General features: G+C 34.9%; 23 protein-coding genes, 1 pseudogene and 1 riboswitch. Of the genes and pseudogenes, 18 read left to right on the top strand and 6 right to left on the bottom strand.

What is annotated here, in order from left to right; all coding sequences use genetic code 11:
- Positions 1-25: 25 nt before the first annotated feature.
- The 6 genes from KFD70_RS10885 to KFD70_RS10910 all read left to right on the top strand — a co-directional run bounded on the left by KFD70_RS10885 (position 26) and on the right by KFD70_RS10910 (position 5,259).
- Complete coding sequence (locus tag KFD70_RS10885; RefSeq protein WP_336452276.1) at positions 26-706, top strand: HAD family hydrolase; 681 nt, start codon at positions 26-28, stop codon at positions 704-706.
- A gap of 168 nt (positions 707-874) precedes the next feature.
- Positions 875-1,345 carry a YbaK/EbsC family protein gene (locus KFD70_RS10890; protein WP_336452275.1) on the top strand — a complete coding sequence of 157 codons (471 nt, stop codon included), beginning with the start codon at positions 875-877 and terminating at the stop codon, positions 1,343-1,345.
- 199 nt (positions 1,346-1,544) lie between these two features.
- On the top strand, positions 1,545-2,609 hold the full coding sequence (locus KFD70_RS10895) for an ABC transporter permease (RefSeq protein WP_336452274.1): 1,065 nt from the start codon (positions 1,545-1,547) through the stop codon (positions 2,607-2,609).
- Positions 2,609-3,280, top strand: a complete 672-nt coding sequence (locus KFD70_RS10900; RefSeq protein WP_336452273.1) for an ABC transporter ATP-binding protein — start codon at positions 2,609-2,611, stop codon at positions 3,278-3,280. The genes KFD70_RS10895 and KFD70_RS10900 overlap by 1 nt, the downstream gene beginning before the upstream one ends.
- Positions 3,281-3,392: 112 nt before the next feature.
- Positions 3,393-3,740 (top strand): DUF4260 domain-containing protein, encoded by a 348-nt coding sequence (locus tag KFD70_RS10905; RefSeq protein ID WP_336452272.1) that lies wholly within the window; start codon positions 3,393-3,395, stop codon positions 3,738-3,740.
- Between the two features lie 280 nt (positions 3,741-4,020).
- Positions 4,021-5,259 (top strand): DUF4073 domain-containing protein, encoded by a 1,239-nt coding sequence (locus KFD70_RS10910; RefSeq protein WP_336452271.1) that lies wholly within the window; start codon positions 4,021-4,023, stop codon positions 5,257-5,259.
- A 242-nt stretch (positions 5,260-5,501) separates the two neighbouring features.
- Here the strand turns inward: KFD70_RS10910 and KFD70_RS10915 are convergent, their stop codons facing one another.
- Positions 5,502-6,542: a serine hydrolase domain-containing protein gene (locus KFD70_RS10915; RefSeq protein ID WP_336452270.1), complete on the bottom strand. Its 1,041-nt coding sequence runs from the start codon at positions 6,540-6,542 to the stop codon at positions 5,502-5,504.
- A gap of 39 nt (positions 6,543-6,581) precedes the next feature.
- Positions 6,582-6,946 (bottom strand): annotated as a pseudogene (locus KFD70_RS10920) (class I SAM-dependent methyltransferase); the annotation flags it as partial.
- A gap of 202 nt (positions 6,947-7,148) precedes the next feature.
- Between KFD70_RS10920 and cuyA the strand changes: the two are divergent.
- Positions 7,149-8,144: a D-cysteate sulfo-lyase gene (gene cuyA / locus KFD70_RS10925; RefSeq protein WP_336452269.1), complete on the top strand. Its 996-nt coding sequence runs from the start codon at positions 7,149-7,151 to the stop codon at positions 8,142-8,144.
- 60 nt (positions 8,145-8,204) lie between these two features.
- Here cuyA and KFD70_RS10930 read toward each other — a convergent pair whose 3' ends face one another.
- Positions 8,205-8,597: a VOC family protein gene (locus KFD70_RS10930; RefSeq protein WP_336452268.1), complete on the bottom strand. Its 393-nt coding sequence runs from the start codon at positions 8,595-8,597 to the stop codon at positions 8,205-8,207.
- Positions 8,598-8,967: 370 nt separating this feature from the next.
- On the opposite strand from KFD70_RS10930, the gene KFD70_RS10935 reads away from it, so the two are divergent.
- Positions 8,968-11,277 (top strand): AAA domain-containing protein, encoded by a 2,310-nt coding sequence (locus tag KFD70_RS10935; protein WP_336452267.1) that lies wholly within the window; start codon positions 8,968-8,970, stop codon positions 11,275-11,277.
- A gap of 86 nt (positions 11,278-11,363) precedes the next feature.
- Positions 11,364-11,468, top strand: a riboswitch (SAM riboswitch).
- Between the two features lie 92 nt (positions 11,469-11,560).
- Positions 11,561-12,763 (top strand): M20 family metallopeptidase, encoded by a 1,203-nt coding sequence (locus KFD70_RS10940; RefSeq protein WP_336452266.1) that lies wholly within the window; start codon positions 11,561-11,563, stop codon positions 12,761-12,763.
- 103 nt (positions 12,764-12,866) lie between these two features.
- Here KFD70_RS10940 and cotI read toward each other — a convergent pair whose 3' ends face one another.
- The gene (cotI, locus tag KFD70_RS10945) at positions 12,867-13,931 is read right to left on the bottom strand and encodes a spore coat kinase CotI (RefSeq protein ID WP_336452265.1); all 1,065 of its coding nucleotides are present in this window, start codon (positions 13,929-13,931) and stop codon (positions 12,867-12,869) included.
- A gap of 201 nt (positions 13,932-14,132) precedes the next feature.
- Here cotI and KFD70_RS10950 point away from each other — a divergent pair, with 201 nt between their 5' ends.
- From KFD70_RS10950 to KFD70_RS10965, 4 genes are all read left to right on the top strand, one after another.
- On the top strand, positions 14,133-15,278 hold the full coding sequence (locus KFD70_RS10950; protein WP_336452264.1) for a glycosyltransferase family 4 protein: 1,146 nt from the start codon (positions 14,133-14,135) through the stop codon (positions 15,276-15,278).
- A gap of 6 nt (positions 15,279-15,284) precedes the next feature.
- On the top strand, positions 15,285-16,352 hold the full coding sequence (gene cotS, locus KFD70_RS10955; protein ID WP_420792348.1) for a spore coat putative kinase CotS: 1,068 nt from the start codon (positions 15,285-15,287) through the stop codon (positions 16,350-16,352).
- A gap of 1 nt (position 16,353) precedes the next feature.
- Positions 16,354-17,016 (top strand): hypothetical protein, encoded by a 663-nt coding sequence (locus KFD70_RS10960; RefSeq protein WP_336452262.1) that lies wholly within the window; start codon positions 16,354-16,356, stop codon positions 17,014-17,016.
- A gap of 85 nt (positions 17,017-17,101) precedes the next feature.
- A complete protein-coding gene (locus tag KFD70_RS10965) occupies positions 17,102-17,539 on the top strand; it encodes a hypothetical protein (protein ID WP_336452261.1) in 438 nt (145 codons plus the stop codon).
- A gap of 194 nt (positions 17,540-17,733) precedes the next feature.
- On the opposite strand, the gene KFD70_RS10970 is transcribed toward KFD70_RS10965, so the two are convergent.
- On the bottom strand, positions 17,734-18,687 hold the full coding sequence (locus KFD70_RS10970; RefSeq protein ID WP_336452260.1) for an NAD-dependent epimerase/dehydratase family protein: 954 nt from the start codon (positions 18,685-18,687) through the stop codon (positions 17,734-17,736).
- Positions 18,684-19,973, bottom strand: a complete 1,290-nt coding sequence (locus tag KFD70_RS10975; RefSeq protein ID WP_336452259.1) for a UDP-glucose dehydrogenase family protein — start codon at positions 19,971-19,973, stop codon at positions 18,684-18,686. The genes KFD70_RS10970 and KFD70_RS10975 overlap by 4 nt, the downstream gene beginning before the upstream one ends.
- A gap of 202 nt (positions 19,974-20,175) precedes the next feature.
- On the opposite strand from KFD70_RS10975, the gene KFD70_RS10980 reads away from it, so the two are divergent.
- From KFD70_RS10980 to KFD70_RS11000, 5 genes are all read left to right on the top strand, one after another.
- Positions 20,176-20,997, top strand: coding sequence for a UTP--glucose-1-phosphate uridylyltransferase (locus KFD70_RS10980; RefSeq protein ID WP_336452258.1), 822 nt, complete (start codon positions 20,176-20,178; stop codon positions 20,995-20,997).
- 323 nt (positions 20,998-21,320) lie between these two features.
- Positions 21,321-22,334, top strand: coding sequence for a phosphotransferase enzyme family protein (locus KFD70_RS10985; protein ID WP_336452257.1), 1,014 nt, complete (start codon positions 21,321-21,323; stop codon positions 22,332-22,334).
- 55 nt (positions 22,335-22,389) lie between these two features.
- Positions 22,390-22,905, top strand: a complete 516-nt coding sequence (locus KFD70_RS10990; RefSeq protein ID WP_336452256.1) for a GNAT family N-acetyltransferase — start codon at positions 22,390-22,392, stop codon at positions 22,903-22,905.
- 245 nt (positions 22,906-23,150) lie between these two features.
- The gene (locus tag KFD70_RS10995) at positions 23,151-24,059 is read left to right on the top strand and encodes a LysR family transcriptional regulator (protein WP_336452255.1); all 909 of its coding nucleotides are present in this window, start codon (positions 23,151-23,153) and stop codon (positions 24,057-24,059) included.
- Between the two features lie 291 nt (positions 24,060-24,350).
- Positions 24,351-25,553, top strand: coding sequence for an acyl-CoA dehydrogenase family protein (locus KFD70_RS11000; protein WP_336452254.1), 1,203 nt, complete (start codon positions 24,351-24,353; stop codon positions 25,551-25,553).
- The last annotated feature ends 4 nt before the right edge of the window (positions 25,554-25,557 follow it).

A 25,557-nucleotide genomic window follows, 5' to 3' on the forward strand; every position in this document is an offset into this window, starting at 1 on the left:
GCAATGATAAAAAGGGGAGAAAGAAATGTTACAAGCACTGATTTTTGATATGGATGGAACTTTATTTCAAACAGAAAAAATTTTAGAATTATCACTTGATGATACGTATAACCATTTGCGATCACTCAATTTATGGGATGCAGCAACCCCTATTGATAAATACCGTGAAATAATGGGTGCACCTTTGCCAAAAGTTTGGGAAGCTTTGTTACCTCATCATTCAAATGAAATAAGGGAACAAACGGATGCTTATTTTCTGGAAAGATTAGTTGAAAACATAAGAAGTGGGAAAGGGGATTTATATCCTCATGTAAAGGAAGTTTTCAGTTATCTAAAAGAGAATCACTGTGCCATTTACATAGCGAGTAACGGTTTAACGGAGTATTTGCAAGCAATTGTGAGTTACTATAAATTGGATCATTGGGTTACTGAAACATGTAGTATTCAGCAAATCCAAACGCTTAATAAAGGTGATTTAGTTAAAACAATTATACAAAAATATGATATAAAACAGGCAGCAGTAGTTGGAGATCGCCTATCCGATATAAATGCAGCTAAAGATAATGGTTTAATTGCAATTGGATGTAATTTTGATTTTGCGCAGGAAGATGAACTTGTACAGGCTGATTTTGTAATAAATGATTTAATGGAATTAAAAGGAATATTGTCTGAAGTTACGAAACAAACCGGAGCTTTAACTGAATAAGCGAAATACAAAAGCGTTCAGATAGTGTATCTCTGAGCGTTTTTTCTATTAAGAATGCGATTTATAATGTGAATGACCGTGTTATTAGAAATGTTTTTTAGTTTTTCTTTATAGGAAGTTATATAAAAATGTGGAATAACATAGTAGGTACAGAATGGAGTGATCAATATGTTAAAAGAAAGTGCACAAATTGTACAAAATAAATTAATAGAATTAGGCTTAAAAAATGAAGTAGTAGAATTGCCAGAAAGTACCCGTACGGCGCAAGAGGCTGCAGATGCCATTGGGTGTGGGGTAGCGCAAATTGCTAAATCGATTATTTTTAAATTGAAAAATTCTAATGAACCCATTCTCGTTGTAGCTAGTGGAATTAATCGAGTAAATGAAAAGAAAATAGGCCAATTGCTTGGTGAAAAGCTCGGAAAGGCAGATGCAGACTTTGTTCGTACACATACTGGATTTGTAATTGGCGGTGTCCCTCCATTTGGACATGTTCGAGAAATCACGACTTTTATTGATGAAGATCTTCTACAATATCATGAGATTTGGGCAGCTGCGGGGCATCCGAAAGCAGTATTTCAATTAACGCCTGTACAATTAAGAGGAATAACGCGGGGACGAGTCGTTTGTGTGAAGTAAAAAGAATAAGAAGATATATGAAAAAATACAAATTAACATATTTTAAAGTATAAGTTAGAGGAAGAAAAACAATATAGTGAGTGAATAAAAAGAGATTGCTACAAAAGCAGTCTCTTTGTTTGTAATCTTCTGTTCATATTCCGTTCATATTTCTTTTTTAAGATGAGTACATAGAAAGAAATAGGAAGGAGCGAGCGAAATGTTTTTAGCTCTGCGTGAATTAAGACAATCAAAATTAAGATATGGATTAATCGGACTCATCATGGTTTTATTATCATTTTTAGTCCTTGTGATTTCAGGATTAGCAAATGGTTTATCATATGATAATGCCTCTTCCATTCAAAATATGGATGCAGCCAAATTTGTTTTAGCAGATGATGCCGAAAATAAATTACTCCGTTCACAAATGAAGAAAGAAGATGTAGATGCGGTAGTGGGGCAAGTAGATGCGAAAGATGCTGTACCATTTCATGTAAAAGTTTCTACGTATGAAAAGAAGGGTAGTTCAAAAAAGGTTGATATTGCAATTTTTGCAAGCGAACGTGATACGTTCTTAGAACCAAAGATTGTACAAGGGAATGCATTAGGAACAGCGCAAGATGAAATGGTTGCTGATGAATCAATTAAAGAAAAAGGCATAGATATTGGAGATACAATTATCGATCCGGTCTCTAAAAAAGAATTCAAAATTGTTGGTTTTACGAAAGACCAAATGTTTAGTCACACACCAGTTGTGTATGTGAATCAAGATGTATGGGGAGAAATCGCGCAGCCAAACCAAAAGGATTATAGCGCAATTGCACTTCGTACGGATAAAGAAGTGAAAAATGCACATGTAATCGAGAAAAAAGAAGTTCTTCAAAGTATTCCAGGGTATAAAGAGGAACAAGGAACATTAACGATGATCATTGCATTCTTGCTTGTGATTGCTGCCTTATTAATCGGTGTATTCTTCTATGTCATTACACTACAAAAAACACAGCAATTAGGCGTACTAAAAGCAATTGGAACGAAAAATTCGTATTTAGCAAATAGTTTAGTTGTGCAAGCATTATTCTTATCTGTTGTCGCGATGGGGATCAGCATTGTATTAGTAGAAGGATTGCAAAAGATTTTACCGGAAAGCATGCCGTTTTTATTAACAACGGCTATGATTGGTCAATATGCAGGAATCTTTATCGTTATTAGTATTCTTGGAACGCTTATTTCCTTATATCAAGTATTAAAGGTTGATGCATTAGAAGCAATTGGAGGTGGCATGTAATGACTTCATTATTAAAATTAGAGGAAGTAAGTAAAGTATATGGAGAAGGAAATACAGAAGTAACGGCTCTATATCCAATTTCACTTGATGTGAAGGCAGGGGAATTTATCGGCATTGTTGGTCCCTCTGGATCAGGGAAAAGTACACTATTATCGATTGCGGGAGCGTTATTATCGCCGTCAAAAGGGAATATTTATATTCGCGAGCAAAATATCACGCGTTTATCAGAAAAGGAAATGACAGACATTCGTTTAAGAAAGATGGGTTTCATTTTTCAATTTGCAAATCTTGTTCCCTATTTAAATGTGAAAGAACAATTACTTTACATTGCAAAATTAAAGAAAGAAGACAAAAAAGAATCTGAAAAGCGTGCAGATCATTTGTTAGCAGCTTTTGGATTATCTCAGAGAAGCAACCATTACCCAAATCAATTATCCGGCGGTGAAAGACAAAGGGTTGCAATTGCACGTGCTTTCATGAATAATCCAGATTTAATTTTAGCGGATGAACCAACAGCAAGCCTTGATTCAAAACGTGGGCGCGAAGTTGTTGAAATGATGAAACGAGAAGTAAAAGAAAGTCAAAAAGCAGCGATTATGATTACGCATGATGAGAGAATGCTTGATGTATGTGATCGCATTTTAACATTGCGTGATGGGAAATTAGTATAGGTATGATAGGGAAAAGCACAGGGAGAGATTCCTGTGCTTTTTTACATTCATTTAACTTTAAATGTTATAATAATTTTATTATTCTGTTATTCGAATGATTGGAGGGGAAAGTGTGGAAAAGAAAATCATACATCTTGAAGGGCTTATTGTTTTAGTCACAAGTATATATACGTATTCATTATGTGATTTTAGTTGGTTTATATTTTTCTTATTGCTTCTAGCACCAGATATTTCAATGCTTGCATATCTTTTGAATGACCAGGTTGGGGCGCAGATTTATAATTTGTTTCATACATATGTAGTATCTATATTACTAGTGGGAATTGGGGTGTTTTTTAAATTAGATGTGATTTTGATGATCGGCCTCATTTGGACGGCTCATATTGGAATGGATCGTATGCTAGGATATGGACTGAAGTATAAAACAGGTTTTAAAGATACTCACATTCAAAAGTTATAAAATACCACAATACCAAGTTGGTTATATGATTTCTGCACGAAAAAACACACAATGATTCTTTACATTTTTACATAGAATTTATATTTTCTGTACTTGAATTCATATATTCCTACTGCAAATTTGCTTTGGGATTCATATGAAAAATAGTTTTTCTTAAAGAATACTTAAAACTGTATTTAACTGCTTTTTACAAACTCTCTTTATACTATGAATGGGACAAGCATCTGAGAATAAAACAACACGTGTCAATGGGATTATCATATGATTAGGGGGAGAACACGTGAAAAAGACAGTTTTATCATTGGCAGCTATTACAGCATTATTGCCAGTTTTTTCAGTGAATGCTGAGACGAAAGAACAGGACCGGGTGAGAAAATCAGCAACGATGTTCAATGTAGTGAGTGATATTCAAGGGGACTTAGGGGATTTTGACCATGTATTAAAAGATATGAATAAAGTAACGCCTCATTACCGTGCTTTAATTATGAATGGTGATATTACAGGGACAGGATTGCAATACCAATACGATGATGTGAAACGTGTATTACATAAAAATAAGCTCCCAGAAAATGTTTGGTCTACAGTAGGAAACCATGAGTTTTACGCACCAAAATGGACAGCTGACGGTAAACTTGCTCAAAATACATGGCCAAATGGTATATCAGAACAATCACTATTTGACCGATATTTACAATTCAGTGGTGAAGAAAAGGTATATCATAAAAAAGAATTAGATGGATATCCTCTTTTATTTCTAGGAACAGAGAAATATATGAAATATCATGATCCAAAAATGTGGGATGAGGTATATCTTAGTGATGAACAGCTTGGCTGGCTTAAACAAAATTTAGAACTGTATAGTCAAAAAGATAAAAATAAACCAATCTTCATTTTCTCTCATCATGTTCTTCCTGATACTGTATCGGGATCACGTCAATCACCGTATTTACAAGATTATTTAAATGTAGATAAGTTATACGATATTTTAAAAGACTATCCTCAAGTTGTTTTCTTTACAAGCCACACGCATTGGGACTTAAATTTACCGGATTGGGCTGGGAAAAAGAAATTTGAAGGCGGAGATGAACGCGGGTTTACAGTGGTTAATACGGGCGGTATTGAAACGGGCTGGATGTCAGCCGGACCGAACGGTGGTGAGAAGGTAGCACCGGATGATTATTCTTTCAAGCAAGGATTACAGGTGAAAGCGTATGGTAACGATGTAATGGTAACTGCTTATGATTATAAACGTGATAAAGCGATTAAAAAGTTATCGATTCATGATGGAAAGATTACGCAAATGGCACCAGATGTAACAGCTGATGATATAAAGAATTTGATTGTTGGTGCAACGCAGTATATGGAATATGCTATAGAAGGAACGAATGAATGGCATACGTATAATCCAGCACACCTCCCTAAGTTTGAAGGGGATCAAACGGTATATGTACGTCATAAAGGGGAAATGAATTTGCAACCTGGTTTAACGCAAATTGTTCGGTTCTTAGCTAATGAATAGTACAAACACTCTGCCTTATATAAAGGGCGTTCTTTACAAGTATAAAGATCTAAATGATATAAATCTATAAAAATAAAGGGTGATACATATTAGTCATGTATAATATGTATCACCCTTTTGCTCTATAATCTTTGTTTGACGACTATTCAAGCGGTGTGTACCAGCGACGGTATACGTATTGATGTTGCTTTAGTATAAGGTTTATTCAAATTGATACGAATTGCCTTGATAAAAAAGTTTAATTATATCTCAAAAATTTTCTCGATTCCCTTCATTACTTCAAAGGCTCCAGAACTTTTATTTGAAAGGATTGCTAACTTGATTCCTGATTTAGGATAAAAAGCAGAATGGAAGCTTACGCCAGGGTCATATCCCATTACATGATACTTAATTATAGATTCTTCGTTTTTAGTAATCCAAAGTCCATATCCATAATCTACCCCATCTTTCACATGGATTTGTGAATTTAAAAGTGTTTCTGTGCATTCTTTACTTAAAAGCTGATGAGTAAACAATGCCTCCCAAAATTTGATCATATCTGATGGTGTGATAAAAGCGCCTCCATCAGCTCCACCTTTTATTGGAATCGAGTAGATATTTGTTCTCCATGTTCCATCTTTATTATCTATGTACCCATAGGCAGTGTTTTTAGGGAGTCGGTCTAAAGGGAAATATCCTGAATCATTCATTCCACATCGTTGGAAGAGATTTGCTTTAATATAGTCGGTAAAAGAAAGTCCTGATTGTTGTTCCACAATTAAACCTAAAACAATAAATCCAGCATTATTGTAGTGGAATTTTTCTCCAGGTTGGAATATCATCTCCCCATTTTGAAATAAAGGAAGAAAATCTTTTACGTCATTCAAAAGATACATAGGTGTTTGTTTCCAAAGGTCTTCAAAGTTATTCATTACTTGTTCATCAAAATAGTCTGGTATTCCAGAACTGTGAGTTAAAAGGTGATGAATCGTTATGTCTTTGTTAAAATGCGGAAATTGTATGTTCAAACAATCTTCAAGACGAGTTTCGAAGGATAGTAAACCTTTTTCAACGAGTTGGCAAATCGCAACAGTTGTAAACAACTTACAGCCAGATGCAATTCCAAAGCGTGTATGAACAGTATTCAATTTTTGATCAGCTCTGTTCGCATAACCAAATGCGGATTCAAATAGGACTTCATGGTTATCCTTGATGTAAATAGCTCCAGAAAATTGCTTATCTATTATGTTATGAATTGTTTTAGTAAGATTTAAAACTTGATTGCTCAACATAATCCCCCTCATAAATCGATAGTAATGTATTATTTCTCATTTTAATGCGAATTTCCTTTTAAATTCCTGTGTAGCAGGGGGATCAATTTCAAATATTTTTAGGATGTTTTTGAATTCTAGATGTCGAAAGCTAAAAGTATCTAACCCGGCACCATGTATGACATATTGTTTTAATCCTAATATAACTTCATTAAGTAATACTTTTTCACAATAGGCAGCACGTGTTAAGGGCGTTGGAGAAAGTTAAATCTATGTAATCCATTTTAATATTTCTTCTTTATTTTCTTTGAATTTTTGCGCTATATCTTTGTTGAAAAACTTGTATGTCTTTAACCATATTCTCTTTTGATGACGTTATATTCTATTTGTGAAATTAAATCTTTAGCTATATAGTCATTAAAAATTTTAGGTGTATCGCATTAAAATATGAAACGACTTTATTTATGGGAAAAGCTCTTTTTTATATTTTTTAACAGTGTTTTTCATCATTAGAGTCGCTTTACTTGGATGAATCCAGTATACTGAAAAATGTTTCCTGAAAATAATTTGCTTTAATCCCCATACATATAGCGGAGAGCAGCAATTAGAGAATGAAGAGAGATATAAAGGAGAAAGAATATGAACTTAGCAAAATTCCCTAGAAAAAAATACACAGAATCATACACGCCAATTGAAAAACTAAATCATTTTTCTGAAGTGCTAGGAGGACCTTCTATTTATTTTAAGCGAGATGATTTACTTGGTTTAACAGCTGGCGGAAATAAAACGAGAAAATTAGAATTCCTTGTGGCGGATGCACAAGCGAAAGGTGCAGATACGCTAATTACTGCTGGTGGTATTCAGTCCAATCATTGCCGATTAACATTAGCGGCTGCGGTAAAAGAGAAAATGAAGTGCATTCTTGTATTAGAAGAAGGACTTGAACCGGAAGAAAAACCAGATTTTAATGGGAATTACTTCTTATATCATTTATTAGGTGCTGAAAATGTAATCGTTGTGCCAAACGGAACTGACCTTATGGATGAGATGCAAAAAGTAGCGAAAGAAGTAACCGAAAAAGGAGATACACCATACGTCATTCCAGTTGGAGGATCTAATCCTACCGGTGCAATGGGATACATTGCTTGTGCAGAGGAAATTATGGCGCAATCGTTTGAGCAAGGAATTGATTTTAATGCGGTCGTTTGTGTAAGTGGTAGCGGAGGTATGCATGCTGGTTTAATCACTGGATTTTATGGAAATCAAACGGGGATACCGGTAATCGGAATCAATGTGAGCCGCGGAAAAGCTGAACAAGAAGAAAAAGTATGTAAGCTTGTAGAAGAAACTTCAGCACACGTTGGCATTCCAAACTTTATTCCGCGTGAGGCAGTGGCATGTTTTGAGGAATATGTTGGGCCAGGTTATGCATTACCAACATCTGAAATGGTAGAAGCTGTTCAGCTTTTAGCAAAAACAGAAGGGATTTTACTAGATCCAGTATATACAGGAAAAGCAGTAGCGGGACTAATAGACTTAATCAGAAAAGGTACATTTAAGAAAGAAGATAACATTTTATTTGTACATTCAGGCGGTTCACCTGCGCTATATGCGAATACATCACTATTTTCCTAATATGTAAGAAAATCAGCACCAAAATAAGTGGTGCTGATTTTTTATTGAAAAGAAGTATAATTATCTCTCCGTCTCAAAAAACTCAATCCACTCTCCGTCAGGACCAGCGAAGAAAATATAACGCGTTCCATCAGGTAATGTTTCAATTTCTTTACTTAATAAAAAAGTAACCTCTAATTTTTTTAGTCGTTCAATTTCATCCTCTAATGAATCCACTTTAAAGCAAATGTGATGTACTTTTCCTTCTGTTGGAAGAGAAGGGTTATAGCCTTCAATTAATTCAAGAATTGTTTCTTGTGATTCTTCTACACCTAAAAAAGCGAGTTTTAAGTTTGGATTTGGGTGCCCCATACGTTTGATCAGTTTTAGCCTAACCACTTTTTCATAAAATGAGATCGATGTTTCTAAGTTTGCAACCATGATTCCGACATGTTCGATTCTTCTTATTGGCATGATGAATTCCTTCTTTCTATAAAGTGAAACTTTAATCAGTGGGAGCATCCCCAACTGATTATCAGCCCTCACCAATCGGGCATTTACGGGCAGTTTATCTCCCGCCTAACTTCTTTAGAAAAGCGGAAGCGGCTCGTTCAGAATCCAGGACGCCCGCGCCCCTGACAGAGAGATGCTTTTTGCCTCAGCGAAACGACCGGAGATTCTAGCCACTAGAGCGGGACATTGCTTGCACCGAATTTTGAGGTGGGGTATTACTGCCCGTTAGTGCGGGATAAATTTCATATGTATCATAATATTGAAAATTAAGAAAATAAGCAAGATAAAAACCTTACAAATTGTATGGCGTTCTATGATATAGTGAGAAAGTATGTTTGGAGAGAAGGAAGGAGACAAAAAGATGAACACAACTTCGCAAACTCCTTCATTAACGGAAACGATGAAAGAGTGGCATCAAGCGTTAGCATATGAAATTAAACATTGGAAAACGATAGGCGGTAGTAAACTATCTATTATCAATGGTCGTTTTCTATATACAGATTATGAAAGTACGGTGTATGTGTTTCAGCTTATTTCGGAAGTAAGCTTACCTGATGGTACTCCCATTCGAATTGAATTTGATGGTGAGGAAGCAACCGGAGAAGTATTATCTGTACATGGATTAGAAATTGAACTAAAATTAAATGATTATATACAAGGCGAAATAAGAGAAGCGGTTTTATATAGTGAACCATGGCAGCTATTAGAACAGCTACAAGAACGTTTGAAAGAGGTTCGAAAAGATAAGCAAAAGCGTCAGCGTGTAAAACGTCTTTTAGATGGAAAGAGTACGCCAAAGCATATAGAGAAGATGAAAAATCCGAAGAATGAACTGGCATATCGTTCTTTTTACAATAGGACGACGTATGTGTGGGGACCACCAGGAACGGGGAAATCTTATAATTTATCACGTATTATTTCCGCGCATTATCAAAAAGGAAAATCAGTACTTGTACTTGCTCATAGTAATGCAGCGGTTGATGTATTAATGAGTGAAGTAACAAAGCAAATCGAAAAGAAAGAAAAATGGACACCAGGAGAAATCGTCCGGTATGGATTTAGCCAACATGAACATATACGGAATCATGATACATTACTAGCTTCTAGACTAGTGGAAACAACGAATGGATCATGGGGAGAAGAAAAGCTCTATTTAGAGGAAATGCGTCAAGATCTTCGACAAAAAATCTTATCGTATAAAGCAACTGCTTCTGATAAAAAGCGTATGCAAGAAATTGAAGGAGACCTCAGAAAACAAAGAGCGAAAATTAAAGAAGTAGAAAGAGAATATATTGAAAATGCAAAAGTAATTGGTGCGACGCTATCCAAATGCGCAATTGATTCTCTTATTTATGAGCGAACATTTGACTTAGTTGTTGTAGATGAAGTGAGTATGGCATATGTGCCGCAACTCGCATTAGCTGCTTCTCTTGGTAAAAGAATTGTCGTTTGTGGTGACTTTTTACAGTTGCCTCCAATTGCGATGGCAAACCATGAGCTTGTTAGAAAATGGCTAGGGGAAGATATGTTTTATCATGCTGGCATTGTCCAATCTGTAAATAGTTATGAAGCACATCCAAATTTATTTATGCTGCAAGAACAAAGACGGATGCATGAGGATATATCTAAATTTACAAACTCATTTATTTATAAGAATAGAGTGTTCGACCATCCTTCTGTTTCGGCAAGGCAGGAATTAGCGGAATTACAGCCATTTGCAAATGAAGCGACTGCTCTATTTGATACTAGTTTGATGGGAGCCTATTCTTTAAAAGATGCAGCTTCTGGTTCACGTTTTAATATGATGTCCGGTCTTGTTGCGATGCAAATGATTTTAATCGGTTTATTAGATGGTGTTCAATCCATTGGAGTTGTCACACCATATCGCGCACAGTCCCGTTTCTTATCAACATGCATAAGAGAACTATTGCAAAAAACAAAGTATCGAAATACACCTGTTTTAGCGGCAACTGTTCATAAATTTCAAGGGTCTGAACGAGACATGATGATATTTGATACAGTAGATAGTTATCCGCAAGAAAGACCTGGTGTGTTATTTTTTGATCATAAAAATCATCGTCTTGTAAACGTTGCGGTAACGAGGGCAAGAGGGAAGTTCATTCAGTTATCGGACTGCCAATATATGCGGAAAAATCTTTCGAGAAAACAAGCGTTATCTCATTTAACTTCTCACATAGAAAGACACGGAAATGTGTATGATCGCAGGTCATCACGTCCGTTGTTCGAACGAAAAATTACAAAGCGCTTGAGATGGTTTATGCAAATGAATTTGGAAGAGACAAAAGTATTGTTAAAAGATATTTTGTCAGCAAAACAAAAAATTATTATTTCGCTTCCAAGTACAAGACAGGTAGATAAAAGAGTATGGCAGGCATTAATGCGTACAGTGGCGCAAGTCACAATATATAGCGATGGACCCATTCCATTAAAAAATGTAAGAGTACAAAGACAAAATAAATCACTTCCATTTATATGTATTGATGATGAAATCTTTTGGGTAGGTGCGCCGTTAACGTCACAAATGACGTTTGAAGGAAGTCCAGAATTCCCTTATATATGTGCGAGAATGCATACTCCTGAAACGATTGGCGTTTTAAAAGGATTTTTAGATATTCGGTAAAATCAAATCGGAATTCCTTGACATTTAGTCGGAATAAAACTAGAATGAAAATAATTTAATATAATTTTATGAAAATAAAAACGATTTTCTTATCAAGAGAGGTAGAGGGACTGGCCCTATGAAACCTCGGCAGCGGATTCAATATGAATACTGTGCCAATTCCAGCAAGTGAAAGACTTGAAAGATAAGAAAGAAGGCATTTTTGAATCTGTATTTTTCAAGCCTCTTTCTATCTTTTAGAGAGAGGCTTTTTTATATGTAAATTTAAAGGAGGAATAGGAAAATGACAACAAAACAAGTAACGTCACACCGAAATAGTATTACTGAAAGCATAGAAAGAAATAAAGAGACGTATGTAAAAACAAGTCATGATATACATGAGAACCCTGAAATTGGTAATCAAGAATTCTTTGCATCAAGAACATTAAGCTTATTACTAGGAAGTGCAGGTTTTCAACTGCAACACAATATAGCAGGACATGAAACAGGCTTTATCGCACGGAAAAGCTCAGGGAAGCAAGGACCTACAATTGCTTTTTTAGCAGAGTATGACGCTTTGCCTGGATTAGGTCATGCGTGTGGTCATAATTTAATTGGCACAATAAGTGTTGCGGCAGCGATTGCATTATCAGAAACAATTGAAGAAATTGGAGGTGAAATCGTCGTATTTGGAACACCAGCAGAAGAAGGTGGACCAAATGGAAGTGCCAAAGCAAGTTATGTGAAAGCAGGTTTGTTTAACAATATCGATGCAGCACTTATGATTCACCCGAGTGGAAAAACAGCAACAACAAGTCCATCGCTAGCAGTTGATCCACTTGATTTTCATTTTTATGGAAAGTCTGCACATGCGGCAGCATCACCAGAGGAAGGAATTAATGCATTAGATGCGATTATTCAGCTTTACAGTGGGATTAATGCACTTCGCCAACAACTTCCAGCAGATGTGAAAATTCATGGTGTCATTACTGAAGGTGGAAAGGCGCCGAATATTATTCCAGATTACGCAGCAGCTCGCTTTTTCATTCGCGCAGCAACGCGTAAAAGATGTGCTGAAGTAACTGAAAAGGTACGAAATATTGCACAGGGATCCGCATTAGCAACAGGAACAACAGTAAAAATCAATCAGTTCCAAAATGAAATTGATGAATTATTAGTAACAAAAACATTTAATGAAGTGATTGCTGAGGAATTAGAAAACCTTGGTGAAGATGTAAATCGTAAAGAGAGACTTGGAATCGGTTCAACAGATGCAGGGAATGTAAGTCAAGTCGTACCAACAATTCATCCTTACATTAAAATTGGTCCAGACAATTTAATTGCTCATACGAATGAATTTAGAGAAGCAGCTCGTTCGGAACTTGGCGATAAAGCATTAATTACATCTGCAAAAGCATTAGCGTATGCAGCATACAGATTAATTACAGAAGAAGGAACACTTGCTCAAATTAAGGAAGAATTTAAAGAAGCGCAGCGAAATCAGTGATGTAGAAATATAGTTTTTAGACTTAGAAATTGAAAAATGATAGTAGAAGAAGCCTAACATCTATTTGGTAGGCTTCTTATTTTTTAGTTTCACGTACTAGATTTTAAAATTTCTCAATTAAAGTATTTAAAGCTTTAGATTTTATTCTCTCATATTCCATAGCGCCGGCGAGTTCATCAGCAAGAAGAGGAGATTTTCTAACATATCTTTCACGAATTACATCGTAAAGTTCATATGGAAATAGCATATCGATAAACATGATCTTTTTTTGTTCAGCTGTTAGAGGAGAAATTGATTCGTAAGCGTTAATCATAATATTAAATTGATCCTCATTCCAAACTCCCGTTGTATCTAATAAAGGAATAATCATTTTACGCAAATCACGAATCGGAAGATCAAAAGACACGGTATCTAAATCAATTACCCAAATTTGATTATTTGGGTCAAGAAGGGAATTTCCTGTACCGTAATCTTGATGGCACAGGTTAGGGTTTGATTGTAATTGATTTGTCCAGGTTGTATATTCAGAAGCTAATAGTCGCTGAAGTGTATGTTGTGCTTCTAGAATAAAAGGATCAATTTCAGCTAAGTACAATTGCGAAAATGGATCTTCCTTAGTATTTTCAGCTAAGTTCTTCCAAACATCCATTTGTTGGAATCTCTTGATGTAATGGTTTGGCCAACGTCCTAGTTTTGTGAAAATAGGAACCCCTGGTGGTGGCCTGTAACCAATAGACGCAAGATGGAAGTCAGCTAATCCCTTCATAATCATTTCAAGGTCTTCTTGCATAGTAAGTTCGAAAGGTCTTCCCTCAATCCATTCGTATCCGACAAATAAAAATGGGCCATGTTTTGTGTATAACTGATTATTTTTGTTAGGAATAATACTTGGAACACGCATTCCTTTTTTTGCAAGATAATCTTGTGCATGAATAGAAAATAACGCTTTCTTTTCTGGACGATGAATTCTTTTTAAACAAACAGGTCCATCCGGTGTATGAATTTTCCATACTAATGCAAGTTGTCCCCCCTGTATTAATTCAATGGCATTTACAGTAATATCCCAATCTTGAATCATTGTTTCAGCTAACGATAGTAATTTGCTCTCCTCTTCAGGCGATAATATATATTCTGCTTCTTCTGTGTGTTTTTCCATATATGTCACCATCCTTTATACATTCTCTTATTACTTTATGGTACAAGACAATTGGTTGTTCTAGCCATTCGCCTGTAAGGATAAAAAGTAGAGCTTTTACCTATTTTGTGTTTGGTATTTGGAAAAAGGTGCTCGATTACTCACAATGGTAAGAGCTTTTTCGTAACATATGTTGAAGAGGGTTGTATTCTTTGTGAAATGGAGGGTTAACGTATGAAAATTGCAATAATATCTACTGAAAAACTACCCGTACCAGCAATACGAGGAGGAGCTATTCAAATTTATATGGATGCCGTTGCTTCTATTATTGCTTCAAAAGGAAAAGATGTGACAATTATTTCAATAAATGATCCGGATTTGAAAGATTTTGAAAAAAGAGAAGGTGTTCGGTATATACGTTTTTCAGAAGATGAGTATGTTCCTCGTATTGTTGAACATATAAGCAAGGAAAATTATGATGTAGTTCATTTATGTAATCGTCCAAACTGGATGAAAGTTTTATACGATGCTGCGCCAAAAACAAAATTTGTATTAAGTGTGCATAATGAGATGTTTGCATATGAAAAAATAAGTGATGAGGAAGGGGAGGCATGTCTTTCAGTCGTTTCAAAAATTGTAACAGTAAGTGATTATATTGGTAAGACAATTACTTCTCGTTTCCCAGCAGCGAAAAATAAGACAAAGACAGTATATTCGGGTGTAGATTTAGATCAATATACTCCTGCTTGGACAGCGAGGGGGAAAGCAGTAAGAAGAGATGTTCAAAAAGAGTTGAATTTCCAGAATAAAAAAGTAGTTTTATTTGTTGGTCGATTGAGTAAAGTAAAGGGACCTCATATATTGCTACAAGCACTTCCCAAAATTATTGAACAGCACCCAGATATTATGATGGTTTTTATTGGGTCAAAATGGTTTGGGGATGACAACTTAAATAATTATGTGAAGCATTTGTATACATTAGGTGCGATGTATAAAGAACATGTAACTTTTATTAAATTCGTAAAGCCGAAGGATATACCGACTCTCTATGCGATGTCAGATCTTTTCGTTTGTTCTTCACAGTGGCAAGAGCCGCTAGCTAGGGTGCATTATGAAGCGATGGCTGCAGGTTTACCTATTATTACGAGTAACCGGGGTGGTAACCCAGAAGTAATCGTTGAAGGGAAAAATGGTTATATTGTGCATGACTTCGAGAATCCTGATGTATATGCTGAAAAGATTATTAATCTATTAAATAATAGAAGCAAGTGCGAACAAATGGGAAGAAATGGACGATTAAAAGTTGAGAAGGATTTCAGTTGGAATCGTGTTGCTATGAATTTACTTGGCGTATATGAAGAAGTATCTAGAAAGAAGTAAGAGAGGATGAGGGAATTGGGAGAGGAAACTAGTTTAGAGTATGAACATTTAGAGAAAGTACTGCAATTTTATCCATTTGAGCCGAATAATATTACGTTACAATCAAGCAGAAGTGGAAGAACAATTTGGGAAGTAGAAACAAATGAAGGGGTAAAAATATTAAAACAAGCACATATGAACCCCAAAAGAATGTTATTTGTTGCAGGAGCACATTTACACCTTTTAAACAATGGTTTGCCAATTACAAAGCTTCATAAGACGAAGAGAGGGGCTTTTTGTATTGGGGCTGGTGATTATGCATATGTACTATATGATAAACATCAGGGAAAGGAAATCATTTATTACAGTAAAGAACAACTAGAAAAAGTGCTTATATATGCAGGGCAATTTCAACGAGCATCCGAGGGATATATTTCAGAACCAGAAAGTAAAATACGAAGTCGATTAGGAAAGTGGCATAAGTTGTATAGATGGAAATTACAAGAATTAGAAGGAAATAAAAGGATTGCTCTTTCTTTTCCAAATGATCCATTTTCAATCATGTTTTTAGAGTATGCAGATAAAATGTTAGCGCGTGGTAAGAAAGCATTACAAGAAATTGATGAGCCATACTATAGCCAATGGACAAAGGAAGTTATCGCATCAAAAGGTTTTTGTCAACAAGATTTTACTTTAGCGAGATTTACAGAAATGGAAGACACTGTTTTTATGAAGGAGTTACACTCTATTACAAATGATTTACCAGTTCGAGATTTACGTATTATTTTAAATAAAGTAATGAAAAAAATGTCAGTTTGGGATACTGACTTTGCTGTTCATATGTTGAAGGCCTATGATTCTGAGAATCCCTTGTCACAAGAACAATATCGTGTTCTTTGGACAGAATTATCATTCCCGCATTCATTTTGTGCAATTGCTCATAAATATTACTTGGCGCAGAAGAGGTCTTGGTCTGACGAAAAATATATTTGGGCATTACAAAATATTATTGCTTTGGAGGATTCAAAAGAGGAATTTCTACAAAATTTTCCTGATATTTTTCATGTAATTAAAAGTGGAAGCGGAGGGAAATAAAATGAAATATAAACAGGAGAAAATGGTTATCCCACTTCTTGACCTAGACAAATTTATTTTTTCTCCACCTGGTCCAATGGGATGGGCTCTTTCAGAATATGAACAAACGATGAATAAACCTCAAGATATTGTGTTGAATGAATTATCTGTAGTAGAAAATTTAGCAGCTGTTAAAGGAGTGGAGTTAGTTGAATTACCAACAATTAGCTTTCTCGATGTAAAAGAGGTGGATAATAACCAAGAAATTGCAACAAGTGAGGAGTTAGTAGAAGCGGTAAATGAAGAAGTAAATACTGAGGTAAACGACGAAATAACAGATGAAATAATTGAGTTGGAAGAGAAAGAAGAGTTAGTTTCGCTTGAACCGGAAAAATCGAAACTAAAAGTTAAGATTATTGCACCTGATCAATTAATAGCTCCAAGGCTAATAGTTGGTAGTAATGCTGAGGTAAATGAAGAAGTAAATGAGGAAATAAATGAAGAAGTAAATACTGAGGTGAACGACGAAGTAACGGATGAAATAATTGAGTTGGAAGAGAAAGAAGAATTAGTTTCGTTTGAACCGGAAAAACCGAAACTAAAAATCAAGATTATTGCACCTAATCAACCAGTAGCTCCAAGGCTAATAGAAGGTGCTCAAATTTTTAAAAAGAAAAGGAAGTAAAGAGAAAAAGTCCGCAAGTATATCAATCTTTTGATATGAGTTTAACATACTATATTTATGAAACTATAATAAAGGAGGTTTATCAATGTCTGAAGTGAAAAAAGCAGAAATAAAGTTGGATTTTGAAAACGGTTTTAACTTTGATTCAGGAAATGATTTACAGGAAGCTTTAAGAGTTTTAGTTGATGCAATTCAATCTGGATCACACAATGGTATAGAAGTCGAACTTCAGTATGTAGATGAGTCAGAGGTGAATTTCACTAACGAAGAAGAAGACGAAAGCGAAGCAGAAGGAAACGAAGAAGGCGATGAAGAAGAAGAAGATGAAGACGAAGAAGACGAAGAAGACGAAGAAGAAGATGAAGAAGATGAAGAAGACGAAGAAGAAGATGAAGAAGACGAAGAAGAAGATGAAGAAGAAGACGAAGAAGAAGACGAAGAAGAAGAAGATGAAGATGAAGAAGAAGACGAAGAAGATGGCGATGACGAAGAAGAAGACGAAGAAGAAGAAGATGAAGAATAAAACAATACCCCCAAATAAGGGGGTATTGTTTTATTTTAGATTATTTGCATGTGGATTGAGGAGAATCGATTGTTTTTACAAAATTTTCATACATATGTTCTAGCCTATCAGCTGGATGCTGCAACTTGGATGATTTCACTTCTAATTGCTAGAGAGGGCAGCTTTTCTGTAGATATATATGATATTTTCATAAGTTATCCTCTGTTGTAGAGTTGGTTTAAATAATTGATCTCTGCTTGTAACCCGTCAGCTAACGAAATGGAAGGGGAATATTGTAGGAGGGAAGTTGCTTTAGAAATATCCGCCCATGTGTGTTTAGGCTCTCCAGGTACTGCGTTGAGAAAATGTATTTTTGCTGTCTTACCGAGTTTTTTCTCTAGCAAGGAAATGATATCTAAAACGGATGCTCGTTCTTTTCCGCCGATATTGATGATTTCACCTGTTATATGATTTTGTGTTTCTAATGCAGCTATGGTACCGCGTATACAGTCATCGATATAAGTAAAATCACGTGTTTGAGTTCCGTCACCAAAAATAGTAAGAGGTTTATCTTCTAACATTTGTTTTATTAGTCTATGAAACGCCATATCAGGGCGTTGGCGAGGTCCATATACTGTAAAGTATCTTAGAATAACAATCGGTATATGGAAGTTTGTTTGATATATATGACATAGATGTTCTCCGCTTAATTTTGTCACACCATATGGTGATAAAGGAGTAGGAAACAAATCTTCAGAAACTGATCCTGTTTTTTCACCATAAACGGAAGAAGTAGAGATATGAATAAATTTACTTAAATTTATATGCTTACAGGCTTCAAGTAAGCGCTGTGTAGCGAGAATATTATTGGTCACATATGGATCGAAATCTTTCCCCCAACTTGTTCGTACACCGGGAATTGCAGCTAAATGATAGACAATATTTACATCTTGTAAAAGCTTAGATAAATCTGTAGTTAAAATATCACCTTGTATAAATTGAAACCGTGGGTGATTTTTGAATTGTTGTATATTTTGATGTTTTGATGTAATGGGAGTAGGACCGATGAAATGATCGATCCCAATTAAATGATAGGATTCGTTTTTGAGTAATGCTTGACATAGATGGGAACCGATAAAACCGGCTGCGCCTGTAACAAGGATTTTCATGGACGACCAACTCCTATATATTGTAAACCATGTTTTTCTACTTCATTTTTTTCAATACAATTCCGACCATCAACAATTGTATTTCCTCGCATTAATTTTTTTACTTGTTGCCAATCAAGTGTTTTAAATTCATTCCATTCTGTCGCAATGATTACACAATCAGAATTTATAATAGAAGATTTCAAATGAGCATGCTCCGTGACATGTTTTTTTAGAGGAGAAGGAAGGTGGGCTTTTGGATCGTAGGTATGAATTTCGTAACCAAGAGGAATTAATTTTTCAATCAGTGTAATAGCAAGCGAATAGCGTATATCATCTGTAAGAGGTTTGAATGAGATTCCTAAGACTGTTATTCGGTTTGAAGTAGGGTCTTTAAATTTGTTTTTAATTTTTTCAATATAGTAGTCTACTTGTGTGGAATTAATAGATTGTACAGCTTGCAAAATGAGAGGCTCGACTTGTCTGCTCTTTGCTGTATAGATTAATGAATTCAAATCTTTCGGGAAGCAGGAGCCACCATATCCAATTCCAGCTTGGAGAAAATGAGGGTTAATTCGGAAATCGTACCCTATTCCTTTTGCTACTTCCGTAATATCAACTTGATATGCGTCACAAATTCTAGCAATTTCATTGATAAAAGATATTTTTGTAGCTAAAAAAGCATTGGAAGTGTACTTAATCATTTCTGCACTACTTAAAGTGGTATGAAAGAATGGAGCTTTAATATCTTTATATATTTCTTGCATAATTTCAAGCGACTTTGTATCGCCCTTTTGTATACCTACCACTGTTCTATCTGGAAAGAGCATGTCATGGACGGCTGATCCTTCTCGAAGAAATTCGGGATTAGAAACAATATTAAAAAGTGAAGAGTCTATCCCTTTTTTTATGAGCATTTCACCTATGAGTTGATTTGTACCAGGTGGAACTGTGCTTTTTGTGATAATCGTTTTATATGATTTTATGTTTTGAGCTATTGTATCGATAACAGAATAAATGTATTGTAAATCTGTTTTTCCATTGGGAGCGGAAGGAGTTCCAACAGCAATCATAATAACCGGCGTTTGATGAATGACTTGACCAACATCACTACAAAATTTTAAACGATTTTTATTTTTATATAGAAGCTCTTTTAAATCCGGTTCGTAAATAGGAAGATCGCCTTTTTGAAGAATATCAATTTTACTTTGGTCGTTATCAACACAAACAACATGGTGTCCTAAATTTGCTAATACTGCTGCTGAAGTTAGTCCAACATAGCCAGAACCTATTATACATATGTCCATAAGAAGACACGCACCTTTCTAAAAATTTGTACTTGCTTGTATATTATATTGATGGACAAGTCTGACTTGTGCCATATCAAAAGCCCTATTCATACGATAAACGATAGGGAGAGATAAGTTAAATGCCTTTTTTTGATAGAGTGATGAGCGGATAACGGATTACTGAATATACTATTGGAAATAGGATGAAGGAGCGAGGGTCGTGATAAAAAAAGCAATAATTCCAGCTGCTGGTTATGGAACGCGTAGCCTTCCTATTACAAAAGTAGTTCCAAAAGAGATGTTTCCGATAGGAAATAAACCTGCGATTCATTATATTGTAGAAGAAGCTGTAAAATCTGGAATTGAACAAATATTAATTGTTCTTTCAAGAACAAAGAATTTAATAGTTGATTATTTTGATTATTCATTAGAATTGGAAACGTTTTTAAAAAGAGAGGAGAAATCACATTTATTAAATGAATTTTCTATTCCGGATATTCAAATTCATTATACGAGGCAACCATATGCAAGGGGACTAGGTGAAGCAATAAAACTAGCGGAAACATTTATAGGGAATGATCCTTTTGCTGTACTTTTACCAGATGATATCGTAATTTCGGATAAAGAACCAGCTTTAAATCAATTAATTAGGATATACGAAGAGGTAAAAAGTAGTGTACTAGGTATCCATACAGTACCGGATGAAAATTTAGAAAAGTATGGGATTATAAAAGGGGATATAGTAAAAGAGGATTATATGCAAATTACAGATATTGTTGAAAAACCGAAAGTAAATCCCCCATCTAATTTTGCAGTGATTGGTCGGTATGTTTTTACACCAGATATTTTTCCTTTGTTAAAAAACATACAGCCTGGAGTCGGAGGAGAGTATCAACTCACTGACGCAATCCATTCTTTACTTACAATGAAAAATGTGTATGGGAAAATCATCGATGGAAACCGATATGATATTGGACAAGAAGATGAATATATTCAACTTCTTAATCTTATACATGGACAAAATAAAGGAAGTAAGAATTAAAGAGTGGTAATAATTATTCATGCATGTGAGTAGTTTAATAAGTATTTATTAAACTACTCACATGCATTGTTGTAGATTTTTTTATAAGATTGAAAAGAAAGAGAGTAACAAGGGAGTTTGATTCGAAGTTTGAAATGTTTTGCTATTTTCCCAACTTTAGAACCTAAAATGTACATTAGAATTTATTACAATAAAATTGAGTGTTTTACAGATTCACAAAGGGGTATAACAATTGGTGAGATGTAAATATTTTCGTAAATAGTATACATGGAGAGCATGATAATTAGCATATGAGACCTGGAATTTAGAAAAGAGGGTAACAAATGAGGTTGTTGATAACAAGAGCTGTAAGTCATTATTTCAAAGATATTCACACATTACAAATAGAAGATGAATTACAAAAAAGAAGTTGGAATAAAGATTTCCATTATAAAATCAATGTAAATGGAAAAAGATATTCCGCAAGATTTTTAGGTGAAAAACGAACAGAAAATCCTGCTTTTGGGCATATAACAAACAAGCAATTAGAAGAGCAAATAAGGTTTTCGCGTTATGTAAGGGAGCATGATATTCCTTTTATGAGGATTATACAATCCTCTACTAATCAACCATTTGTTTCTTTCACATGGAATGATGAAGCGTATCGATTTGTATTATCGGAATGGATTGAAGGTATCCATATTACATATTGTGACGAAAATATTGCCGAGGAATTTGGCAGAGAGGCAAGAAGGTGTCATGATATTTCCAGCAGATTTCAAAGTTCTATTTTTTTAAAGGAATCACATTTACATGGATATAAGGAATTCATAAAACTACTTCGTAACGAAGTACCTGTACGTAATATTTTGAGTGAGAGCACAAGCGCATTACAAAGTTATCTAGAAGTGGCAGAATATCATATTGAGAAAGCGTATTCGAAAGACTTAAACTTCATTATACAATCAGACTTAAACCCTCTAAATATTATTTGGGGTTTGAATCAGAAAGTGAAGGGAATTGTAGATTTTGAATCAATTACTTATGGAGACCGTATAGAAGGGTTAGCGTGGCTTATAAAGTGGTATTCTCGAACGCAAGGGATATTCTCACATGAAGTTTGTCCTAAAGTTGCTCAAGCATTTTTGAAGGGATATGATGCAGGTGATTTTTTAGATTCGACTGATTACGAAAGACTGTCCTCATTATTATGGTTGTCTGGTTGCTTGAATTGGAATTTTGTTAAGAAGACACTTGAGATTTTAGAAGGAAAAAATTGTGAAAGGTTAATTGAAGAACATCTAGAATTTTTTAAGCTACGAGGAGAAATTTTATATTCCTTATTAAAAGGAGATTGATTGTTTCTTTTTTATTCTAATAAAAAGTCGAGAGACTAAAAAGGAGGAAGAAACAATGTATCAAAATACCCTTGAAGGCTATCAAATTAGAACTGCGCATAGCGAGGAAAGTATTCTTATTATTCATATGCTAAAAGAAGTTGCACGGTGGTTAAAAGAAAAAGAAATCGACCAGTGGCAGTATCTTTTAGAAGGTGGAGATGACGAAGAAATCATGGAAGCTGTAATAAATAAAAATACTTACATCATTTTGAAAGAAAATGAAATGATAGGAACTTTTACAGTGTCTTCCATACAAAATGAATGGGATCGCCATATTTTTGGAGAAGATGTTTTTTCTGATTCACTATACTTACATAGACTAGCGATTATCCCAAAGTATATGAAGAGCGGAATAGGTGAAAAGGCTTTGATGTGGATTCAAGATAATAAACACGCTGATAAAAAGTTCTTAAAGTTGGATTGTGTTGCAAATAATACGAAACTAAACAACTTCTACAAAAACAATGGTTTTAAGCATTTCGGTTTGGTTGATGGTCATAATAAGTATCGAAAAAGGATGGGGAAATAGCTCCCATCTTTTTTCGGATAGTTGGTTTATACTTACATCTTACAGTTGTTATTAAGGAGGAGTTTAGAAAGGTGCAACGAAATCAGTAATGGGATTAACCTTGTAAAAGTAGTCTTCCGAAAGTCTATTTGGGTAAAAAAGTAATTGCACTCAGCTACTTTATAAGAAATTAGAAAAAACATAATTGAAAGAGAATTTGTTTAGATGCATGATTCGGAAAAGGAACTTAAAAAGGGTGGGTTGCAATGAATATTGAACAATTACAATATATTATCAAGGTTGCTGAGACACGCTCTATTTCTAGTTCATCAGAAATCCTCCACATCTCTCAGGCTGGAATCAGTATGGCTATTACAAACCTGGAGAAAGAACTGGGTATAAAAATATTCAAGCGATCGCGAACAGGTACAATACCGACAAAAGAGGGGAAGGAAATCATCCAAAAAGCTTATGAGGTCGTGAACAAACTTCAAGAAATAAGAGATAAGGCTCAGACTTATTCAGATACTATGGAGAAGGAATTGAGACTATCATCAACTCAAGGATTGTTTCTGACCATTTTGCCTAAAGCTTTAGCCTTATTCAAGAAAAAGTATCCGAATGTAAACGTTATTATCGAGGAAAAGGGAGGACATTATGTTATCGATGATGTTGTAAAGGAAAAAGTTGACATTGGACTCATGCATATCCCGAAAAAGAACCCGAAAGAAGAAGAATTAGATTTTCAAATTCTATTGAAAGGAAAACTAATCGTTACTGTTGGTAGGAATTCTCCATTAGTTAATCGAAAAAATGTAACTCCACAGGATTTGCTTGAGCAGAACCTTGTAGTCTATAACGGACCGAACATGCATGCATTCATCCGATATTTTTTTAATCGTTTTGGTAAAATGAATATTTTATTTTCTACAAACAATACAGAAATTATGAAAAAAACTGTGGCTGAAGGTTTAGCTATTTCTTTTTCTTATGACGTTGGAATTAACACCGATCCATATTATCTAAGCGGTGAACTTATTCCTATTCCATTAATCAATATGGAACACAATTCCCTAGATATGGGATGGGTACAATCAAAGAAACATTGCTTGTCGAAAGCTGCCAAAGAGTTTATCAAGTGTCTTGAACTCTATGCATCTACTTATAAATATTAGTACGGTATCTTCGTGATATTTGTACTAATATTTTTTTATTCAATGATTATTCATCATATTTTTGGAACAAGGTTGAATGTTATTTTTTATTTTTTTACATCAATTTTATTTAAGTTATTATAACTAATCGTTAATTTACTTAAATAAAATTTATAACTATAATTAACTAAAGATTCAGAAAAGATAAAGGGATTTAAATCATAATACAAGGTAAGTTAACAAATTATAATTCTGGTATTCACTTAATTATGTAACTATATGAAGTCAAACAAGTAGAAAGAAGGGAAAAATATGATAACAGCAAATGGAGAGAATTTAAAGGTACTTCATACCCAATTGTGTAGTTTTATTCAAAATGAATTACTTCCTTATGAAGCAGAACAGAAATTGAATGCCGAAGAGGATATTCCGATGGAAGCGATTAAATGGGTTAGAAAACGATCAAGAGAATTAGGGTTTTACGGGATTAACCTACCTAAGGAGCTTGGAGGAAAAAATCTTAGCTTAAAAGGGCTGTGCTTGTTGAAAGAAGAACTGGCTCGTTCGGGAGCAGTATTATGGGGGCAGGTTATCGGAGAAATAGGGGGACCACTAAGAATTGGACAAATGCTGGACAGTTTTACACAAGAACAGAGAGAAAAGTATCTTCTTCCAATTGTTACTGGAGAATCTAGTTGTTGTTTTGCTCTCACGGAATCAAATGCGGGCTCAGATGCATTTGCAATTGAGACGACAGCTGTTAGAGACGGAGATGATTATATATTAAATGGAAAGAAGCGGTTTATTAGTGCAGCTCCTTATGCTGATTTTGCCATTGTGATAGCCAAGGAATTGATGGATGAAAAGCAAGAGAGAATCACTGCTTTTCTTGTAGACAAAAAAACATCGAATATTCCCGGTTTCGAATTAGGAAATATTCAAGTCCCAATTTCAGGAGAACGCATTCATGCTGAATTAATATTTAATCAATGTCGAGTTCCAGCTTCCAATATTATTGGAGAGCCAGGAAAAGGATTGCTTCTTGGAATGAAAAGAATTAATGCGAATCGCGCTTCACATGCTTGCGGATTTGTCGGGATGGCTCAACATCTTCTTGATTTATCGATAGAACAAGCTAAAACACGGGTTCAATTTGGGCGCCATATTGCAGAATTTCAGGCTATCCAGCATATGCTTGCAGACATGACTACGGAAATCTATGCAGCTAGATGCATGGTTTATGATGTGATTGAAAAAATCGATCGGGGAGAAGAAGATCGTGCCGGTGCATCGATGGCCAAGCTGTTTGCATCGGAAGTGGTTAACCGCGTAGCTGATAAGGCAATCCAAATCTTCGGATCACAAGGGTTGGAAAAAGGGCATCCTGTAGAAAAAATGTATAGAAGTGCACGTATGTTTCGGATCCTTAGCGGCACCTCTGAAATTCAAAAAAATACGATTGCGAAAGAGTTATTGAAAGAACAGATCTCTAATAATTTTTTAATAAGACAATGAAGGG

The sequence above is a fragment of the Bacillus pfraonensis genome, assembly GCF_050768835.1.
In the GTDB taxonomy this organism is placed as follows: Bacteria; Bacillota; Bacilli; order Bacillales; family Bacillaceae_G; genus Bacillus_A; species Bacillus_A pfraonensis.